This window comes from Streptomyces niphimycinicus, from assembly GCF_018883605.1.
GTDB lineage: Bacteria > Actinomycetota > Actinomycetes > Streptomycetales > Streptomycetaceae > Streptomyces > Streptomyces niphimycinicus.
Window position 1 is genome coordinate 1 of sequence record NZ_JAHLEM010001099.1, and the last position, 1,665, is coordinate 1,665.

At 75.8% G+C, this 1,665-nt stretch carries 1 protein-coding gene; it reads right to left on the reverse strand.

The window, feature by feature from the left end; translation table 11 throughout:
• Positions 1–190 precede the first annotated feature (190 nt).
• Positions 191–1,665 (reverse strand): DUF5691 domain-containing protein (locus KN815_RS47875; RefSeq protein ID WP_216348034.1); only part of this gene is annotated, 1,475 nt, incomplete at its 5' end.

A 1,665-nucleotide genomic window follows, 5' to 3' on the forward strand; every position in this document is an offset into this window, starting at 1 on the left:
GTTCGACCGGCCCGGAGTCCGATGGGAGGCGCCGGAGCCCGGCTGGATCCCTGGACACACCCGGATCCCGGAGCGCCTCCGGCCAGGGCGTGCACGCGGGTCACGGAGCATTACGGGCTCGGGCACGGCAGGGCCCTTGCGCACGGCCGGAGGTCAGCGCATCCGCGGGCCCCCGGGCCCGCTTCGCGGGTTACGCCGGTTCGAGTTCGGCTTGCATGGCCGCCCTCAGCCTGAGCGTGCCCACCAGCCGCTGGAATGCCTCTGCCCAGTAGCCCCCGGCGCCCGGCGCCGCACCCTCCGACTCGTCCGGTATCGCCGTCAGCACCTCGAGCCGATCCGCCTGGGCCGGGTCCAGGCAGCGCTCGGCCAGGCCCATGACGCCGCTGAAGCTCCAGGGGTAGCTGCCCGCGTCCCGTGCGATGTCCAGTGCGTCGACGACGGCCCGGCCCAGCGGCTCGGCCCAGGGCACCGTGCACACCCCGAGCAGCCGGAAGGCGTCGGACAGGCCGTGGGACGCGATGAACTCGGCCACCCACTCCGCCCGCTCCCGGGCGGGCAGCGCGGACAGCAGTTTCGCCGGGTCCCGCCAGGCGGCGGGGGCCGCCTCCCCGGCGGTGACGGGCGCCACCGCCGGGGTGCCGAGCAGCGCGCGGCACCACTCCGCACTGCGCTGCCGCACCGCGGCCCGGCACCAGGCCGCGTGCAGATCCGCCTGCCAGCCGTCCGCGACGGGCAGCGCCACGATCTCGCTGATGCCGCGTCCGCCGAACCACGCGCTCCAGCGGTCCAGCGGGGTCGCCTCCACCAACTGGCCCAGCCACCAGGACCGTTCCCCCCGGCCGGAGGGCGGCTTGGGCACGATGCCGTCGCGCTGCATTCCGCTGTCGCATTCGTCCGGCGGCCGGACGGTTATCCATTCGGCGGCGATCGATTTGTCAGTGGTCAGCCCGCCGGTGGCCGGTTCACCGCCGGTGGTCGGCTCACCGTCGGGCACCTCGTCGGTGGTCAGCGTCACGCAGCCCCGTGACCGCTCGGCCATGCGCGCGGCGAGCGCGGAGCCGGGGAGCGCGGAGAGCAACTCGGCGGCGGTCGCCCGGACGTTCCGGCTGCGGTCGGACAGCGCCTGTTCGAGGAACGGCTCATCGGACGGGGAGAGATCATCGCGAAGTGAGTCCAGGAACATCAGCCGGTCCTCGGCCCGCTCGGTCGACCAGGTGCCGCTGAGCAGGGCCAGCCCCGCCGCCGGGTCGCGGTGGCGCGCCGCCGCCAGCAGGGACACCCGCTCGGCGAACAACCCCTCCTCCCACAGCCGCTGTTCATCGTCCGGGCCGGTGGCCGCCCCGGACGGCTCCGGGAGCGCCGTGGGAGCCCGGCCCGCCGTGCCCCGCAGCGCGAACTTCCAGTCCGGGTTGAGCCGGGCCAGCCACAGTGCGCGCGGCCCGCCGAGCGTCAGTGCCTCGGGCCGCAGATCGGTGCGGGCACGGGCCGCGTCGAGAAGGGCCGGGAGCAGTGCGTCGGGCACGCGATAGCCGTGGTGATTGGCCAGGGCGAGCCACTGCGGCAGCAGCTCGGCGAGGTCGGGCGCGGAGCGCGGACCGCCGCGCCCCGGTGCCGAGCGGTCGGCGAGCAGCATCGCCAGCCTGCTGCGGGCGGCCGCGGGCAGCG